Source organism: Dietzia sp. SYD-A1, from assembly GCF_015356725.1.
In the GTDB taxonomy this organism is placed as follows: Bacteria; Actinomycetota; Actinomycetes; order Mycobacteriales; family Mycobacteriaceae; genus Dietzia.
Genome location: NZ_JADDKI010000077.1, coordinates 23,739 through 30,050 on the forward strand (window position 1 = coordinate 23,739; position 6,312 = coordinate 30,050).

At 70.5% G+C, this 6,312-nt stretch carries 5 protein-coding genes; 3 read left to right on the forward strand and 2 right to left on the reverse strand.

Annotation, left to right across the window (positions count from 1 at the left end; translation table 11 throughout):
• Positions 1 to 153: 153 nt before the first annotated feature.
• The gene (gene asnB, locus IY392_RS04095; protein ID WP_194860584.1) at positions 154 to 2,079 is read left to right on the forward strand and encodes an asparagine synthase (glutamine-hydrolyzing); all 1,926 of its coding nucleotides are present in this window, start codon (positions 154 to 156) and stop codon (positions 2,077 to 2,079) included.
• A gap of 35 nt (positions 2,080 to 2,114) precedes the next feature.
• Here the strand turns inward: asnB and IY392_RS04100 are convergent, their stop codons facing one another.
• Both IY392_RS04100 and IY392_RS04105 read right to left on the reverse strand, forming a co-directional pair.
• The gene (locus IY392_RS04100) at positions 2,115 to 3,092 is read right to left on the reverse strand and encodes a carbohydrate kinase family protein (protein ID WP_194860583.1); all 978 of its coding nucleotides are present in this window, start codon (positions 3,090 to 3,092) and stop codon (positions 2,115 to 2,117) included.
• Between the two features lie 88 nt (positions 3,093 to 3,180).
• Positions 3,181 to 3,543: an iron-sulfur cluster assembly accessory protein gene (locus IY392_RS04105; protein ID WP_107756186.1), complete on the reverse strand. Its 363-nt coding sequence runs from the start codon at positions 3,541 to 3,543 to the stop codon at positions 3,181 to 3,183.
• Between the two features lie 167 nt (positions 3,544 to 3,710).
• Between IY392_RS04105 and IY392_RS04110 the strand changes: the two genes are divergently transcribed.
• On the forward strand, positions 3,711 to 4,430 hold the full coding sequence (locus tag IY392_RS04110) for a DUF3043 domain-containing protein (protein ID WP_107756185.1): 720 nt from the start codon (positions 3,711 to 3,713) through the stop codon (positions 4,428 to 4,430).
• Positions 4,431 to 4,497: 67 nt separating this feature from the next.
• Positions 4,498 to 6,204: a nicotinate-nucleotide--dimethylbenzimidazole phosphoribosyltransferase gene (cobT, locus tag IY392_RS04115; RefSeq protein ID WP_107756184.1), complete on the forward strand. Its 1,707-nt coding sequence runs from the start codon at positions 4,498 to 4,500 to the stop codon at positions 6,202 to 6,204.
• The last annotated feature ends 108 nt before the right edge of the window (positions 6,205 to 6,312 follow it).

Here is a 6,312-nt window from a genome sequence, read left to right on the forward strand (position 1 = left end):
GAAGCCGCGGGTCCCGGCATTTCACCGAACCCACCCCTCCGCCGTCCGGCGCGGCGGGCGGGAGCCCCGGGACCAGTAGTATTCGAACCCATCGTGGCCCGCAGACGCGGGTTCTCCCCCACCCCCGACGACGATCGACGAGGTACCCGACGAATGTGTGGCCTGCTTGGTCTGCTCACCCCCGACGGCTCCGCCCGCGCCCAGGAATCGAGGGTTCTGGGCGCGATGGGGTGCCAGCGTCACCGCGGTCCGGACGAGGTGGGGACCTGGGTCGACGACGACCTGGCGTTCGGCTTCAACCGTCTGTCGATCATCGACATCGCGCATTCGCATCAGCCGCTGCGCTGGGGTCCGCCCGAGGCCCCCGACCGCTACGCCCTGACGTTCAACGGGGAGATCTACAACTACGTCGAACTCCGTGCGCAGCTGCGTGAGGAGTTCGGTGCCGAGTTCCGGACCGAGGGCGACGGGGAGCCGATCGTGGTGGCGTTCCACCACTGGGGCCCCGCCGCCGTCCGCCGGCTCCGCGGGATGTTCGCCTTCGCGATCTGGGACACCGTCGAACGCACCCTCTTCGTGGCCCGCGACCCCTTCGGGATCAAGCCCCTCTACATGGCGACCGGTCCCGGGGGCACCGCGTTCGCGAGCGAGAAGAAGTCGATCACCGAGCTCGCGGGGGTGCTGGACGTCGACACGTCTCTCGACGCCCGCGCCCTGCAGCACTACGTCACCCTCCAGTACGTCCCGGAGGACGAGACGCTGACGCGCGGTGTCCGCCGCCTGGAATCCGGTTGCCACGCGACCCTCTCCCCCGGCGCCGCTCCGGTGATCGAGCGCTACTTCGAGCCGACCTTCCCCGTGGTCCCTGTCGCCGACGGCGATTCCGAGCGCCGCTACGAGGAGATCGCCGTGGCCCTCGAGGACTCCGTGGCCAAGCACATGCGCGCCGACGTCACCGTGGGTTCGTTCCTGTCCGGCGGCATCGACTCCACCGCCATCGCCGCGCTCGCCCGGCGTCACAACGAGAACCTCCTCACCTTCACCACGGGGTTCGAGCGGGAGGGTTACTCGGAGGTGGACGTGGCCGCCGAGTCCGCCGCGGCGATCGGTGTGGAACACATCGTCAAGGTGGTCTCGCCCGAAGAATTCGCCGCCGCGATCCCGGAGATCATCTGGTACCTCGACGAGCCGGTCGCCGATCCGGCGTTGGTCCCGCTCTACTTCGTCGCCCGCGAGGCCCGCAAGCACGTCAAGGTGGTCCTGTCGGGCGAGGGCGCCGATGAGCTCTTCGGCGGATACACCATCTACAAGGAGCCGCTCTCGCTCGCTCCGTTCGAGAAGATCCCCGGCGGCCTGCGCCGTGCGCTGGGAAGGGTGAGCACGCGGATCCCCGAGGGCACCCGCGGAAAGAGCCTGCTGCATCGCGGATCCATGAGTCTCGAGGACCGCTACTACGGCAACGCGCGCTCGTTCTCCGAGGACCAGGTCCGCTCGGTCCTCACCGACTACCGGGCCGAATGGGGCCACCAGGACGTCACGGGCCCCATCTACGAGCGTTCGCGCGGCTGGGACCCCGTCGCCCGCATGCAGCACCTGGACCTGTTCACGTGGCTGCGCGGCGACATCCTGGTCAAGGCCGACCGGATGACCATGGCCAACTCGCTCGAGCTGCGCGTGCCGTTCCTCGACCGCGAGGTCTACGAGGTGGCCTCCCGCCTGCCGTACACGGAGAAGGTCGCTCACGGGACCACCAAGTACGCGCTCCGCAAGGCGCTCGAGCGGATCGTGCCGGCGCACGTGCTGCACCGGAAGAAGCTCGGCTTCCCGGTCCCGACCCGGCACTGGCTGGCCGGACCGGAGCTGCACGACTGGGCGCGCGCGCAGGTCCTGGCCTCGGGCACCGACGCGTTCGTGGACAAGGCCGCCGTGATGCGCATGCTCGACGAGCACCGACGTGGCGAGTCCGACCACAGCCGCCGGATCTGGACCATGCTGTGCTTCATGATCTGGCACGGCATCTTCGTCGAGGGGCGCATCGTCCCCGACATCGAACAACGGGACTACCCCGTCCGCCTCTAGCCGGGCGGGCCGGGTCTCTCAGGTCCTCAGGCGGGTCACGCCGGGAGGAGCACCGCGAGCTCCTCCGCGGCCTCGTCCCCGTAGGCCGCGGCGAGACGCCGGCGCGCGGCCGCCGGGTCGATGCTCCACTCCTGCGTGCCGGTCGTCTCCAGCACGTGGGTGGCGATGAGAGCACCGAACTGGGCTGAACGCTCCAGCGAGAGGCCGTCGACGACCCCGGTGAGGAAGCCGGCGCGGAACGCGTCGCCGACGCCCGTGGGGTCGAGCAAGTTGTCAGAGGGCACGATGCCCACCTCGAGGGGCTCGGCGCCCTTCTCCACGATGATCACGCTCTTGCCGCCGCGGGTGGTGATGCGGGTGCCGACCTTGTCGTCCAGTTCCCCGGCCGTCCACCCGGTCTTGTTCAGCAGCAGTTCGTACTCGTACTCGTTGGTGAACAGGTACCGGGCGCCGTCGACCAGCGCTGCGGCCGCCTCACCGTCGAGGAACGCCAGCTGCTGGGAGGGGTCTGCGGCGAAGTCGAGTCCGAGCTCGCGGCACTCCGCCGTGTGCGAGTTCATCGCGGTCGGGTCGTTGGCGCCGATGAGGACGATCTCGGGCCGGCCGATGCGGTCGACCAGGCGGGCCAGCGAGATGGTGGCCGCCTCCCCCATCGCTCCCGGATAGAACGACGCCAGCTGGGCCATGTCCGAGTCGGTGGTGCACACGAACCGCGCGGTGTGCAGGGCGGAGCTGATGTGGACCGCCGAGGTGTCGACGCCGTGCCTCTCCAACCAGTCGCGGTACTCGGCGAAGTCCTCACCGGCGGCCCCCACCAGATGGGGACGACGGCCGAGCACGCCGAGCGCGAACGCGATGTTGCCACCCACTCCGCCGCGGCGGATCTGGAGGGAGTCCACCAGGAAGCTCAGCGACACGTGGGCGAGCTGCTCCGGCAGGAGTTGCTCGGAGAACCGACCCGAGAAGGTCATGAGGTGGTCGGTGGCGATGGAACCGGTGATGACTACTGACATGCTCCAGACAGTAGACGACCCGGGCCGACACGCTGTCGGTCCGGGTCGTCGGTGCCCCGGGCTCGCCCCGGGAACTACCCTGGTGAACTCAGTTGAACGAGTCTCCGCAGGCACACGAGCCGGTGGCCTGGGGGTTGTCGATGGTGAAGCCCTGCTTCTCGATGGTGTCGACGAAGTCGATCGACGCACCCGTCAGGTAGGGGACGCTCATCCGGTCGACGGCGAGCTTGATGCCGCCGAAGTCGTCCACGACGTCGCCGTCGAGCGAGCGGTCGTCGAAGAAGAGCTGGTAGCGCAGGCCGGCACAACCACCGGGCTGGACGGCGATGCGCAGCGCCAGATCGTCGCGGCCTTCCTGGTCGAGGAGCGCCTTGGCCTTCGAGGCGGCGGCGTCGGTGAGCAGCACACCGGTGGCGGTGGTCTCCGTGGCGGTGTTCTCCGCAGTGGTCATGTCGGTTCTCCTTGCGATCCGAGAGGGTCTTCGGTGGCGTCCTACGGTGGTGCAACGTCCACCGGGGAGCTCTCTATTCCCCGGACGCCGCGTCGACTGACACGATACGCCTGCAGGGAGCGGCGGGTGAATAACCTCGCTGCGGCACGATCGCCTAGCCTGGGTGCGTGAAGTTGCGTGCATTCGGCTCCAGTAAAGACGACCCCGGCAAGGGCTCGACGGGTTCCGACTCCGGGCCGGAGTCCTCCCCCGGAGCGGCTGCGGCCGGTGCTGGGGCTGATTCCGCGGCTCCGGCAGGGGACGCCCGGCGACCCGCGGGCAAGGGCAAGCCCACCCCCAGGCGGAGGGACCAGGAGCGCGCGCGAGGTCTGCGGACCGGGCCCGTCACGGCGCCCGTCACCCGCAAGGAGGCCAAGGAGCGGCGGAAGGCCGCCCGGGCGAACATGTCCAAAGACGAGCGCAGAGCCTCCAAGGCCGAGGAGCGGGCCGCCCGTGAGGAGCGCCGTCAGCTCATGATGGCCGGCGACGACCGTTACGTCCTCTCGCGCGACCGCGGCGAGGTCCGTCGCTTCGCCCGCGACTGGGTGGACACCCACCGGCGCCTGATCAACTTCTTCATGCCGCTCGCGCTGTTCGTGATCATCTTCCAGCTGATCCCCAACCCCGCCTTGATGTTCTACAGCCAGAACCTGTTCCTCATCCTCATCGTGGTCGTGGTGGTGGACGGCATCCTGCTCGGGCGCAAGGTCAACAGTGTCGTCCGCGAGCGGTTCCCGGACACCGAGGACACCGGGTTCGGCATGGGGTGGTACGCGGTGATGCGGGCGACCCAGCCGCGGATGCTCCGCACCCCGCGCCCCCGGGTGCGCCCGGGCGACCCCATCTGACCTGATCACCAGCTGACCTGCTCGGCAGCTGCCCTGACCGACGATCCACGGAAAGGCCCCGAACGCCATGCGCCTGCTCGTCCTCGGCGGCACCCGCTCGGGCAAGTCCGCCCACGCCGAATCGGTGGCCGTGGCCACCGGCGGGAACGTGGTGTACGTCGCCACCGCGCGATCGGACCACGACGACGCGGAGATGACCGCCCGGATCGCCGTGCACAAGGACCGGAGGCCGGCCGAGTGGTCCACCGAGGAGACCGACGAGATCACACGGGTACTCGCCGATCACCCCGACGACACGGTCCTCGTCGACGACCTCGGAGGCTGGCTGACCCGCAGGATGGACGCCACCCTCGGATGGTCCGACGGCGGGGCGGCCGTGGCCGGTGAGGTCGACTCGTTGGTCTCGGCGGTCACCGCCCACACCGGTTCGCTGATCCTCGTGTCCCCCGAGGTCGGCCTCGGGGTCGTGCCCGACTCGCTCTCCGGGCGCCTCTTCTCGGATCTGCTCGGTGGGCTCAACCGGCGGCTGGCCGACGTGTGCGACTCGGCCGTCCTCGTCGTCGCCGGGCGGGTCCTGACACTCTCTGACACCGCGGTCCCCGCCGCGCAGCGAGCGATCGAGCCGCCACCCGCTCCGGAGACCCGGCCCGGGGTCGAGAAGGTGGTCGCGGTGGCGGTCGCGCCGGGGCCCGAGGACTTCCCCGGTCTCGGGGACGTCGAGTACTACGACGACCCCGTGACTTTCCCCCCGGTCCACCCGCCCTCTTACACCGTGGCCGACGAGGCCCGAGCCCGGCAGCTGGAGCTGACCAAGCCGTCGGGCTCGCTCGGTCGGCTCGAGGAGATCGGGGTGTGGATCTCGGCGTGCCAGGAGACCTGCCCGCCCCGTCCTCTCGACCGAGCGCGGGTCGTGGTGTTCGCCGGCGACCACGGTGTGGCCACGAACGGGGTCTCCGCCTTCCCGCAGGAGGTCACCCTGCAGATGGCCGACAACATCGTGGGCGGTGGTGCGGCCGTGTCCGTTCTCGCCCGCGCGGCGCGGGCGACGGTCCGGGTGGCCGACATGTCCATGGCCGCGGAACGCCCCGGAGGGTTGGACGACCACAAGATCCGACGCTCCAGCGGGTCGATCGATCGTGAGGACGCGCTGAGCCACGACGAGGTCCGGGCCGCGGTCGCGGCCGGCCGCAGGATCGCCGACGAGGAGGTCGACTCGGGTGCGGATCTGCTCATCGCGGGCGACCTCGGCATCGGCAACACCACGCCGGCGACGGTGATCACCTGCCTCGTCACCGGTCGCGAGCCGGTCGAATTGGTCGGCCGTGGCACCGGGATCGACGACGGCGGATGGATGCGCAAGACCGCGGCGATCCGTGACGCGATGTTCCGGGCCTCCGGTGACCTCCGCGACCCGGTGGGCATGCTCCGCCGGGTCGCGGGCGCCGACCTCGCCGCCATGGCGGGATTCCTCGCCCAGGCCGCGGTCCGCAAGACCCCCTGCATCCTCGACGGGTCGGTGGTCACGGCGGCGGCACTACTCGCCGAGGCCCTGGCACCCGGGGCTCGCCAGTGGTGGGTCGCCGGCCACCGGAGCGCCGAGCCGGCCCATTCCGCCGCGCTGACCTACCTCTCGCTCGAGCCGATCCTCGAACACTCCATGCGTCTGGGCGAGGGCAGCGGGGCCGTCGCCGCGCTGCCCACCGTCCACGCCGCGATCGCGGTCCTCACGGAGATGGCGACCTTCGCCGACGCCGGGGTCAGCGGCAAGGCCTGACGTGCTCGACCCGGTCCGCCTCGCACTGTCCTGGATGACGGTGCTCCCCGTGAGTGGTCCGGGTCGGCCCGTGGGGCCGGGTCCGTCCGAGGCCGGTCGGGCGATGAC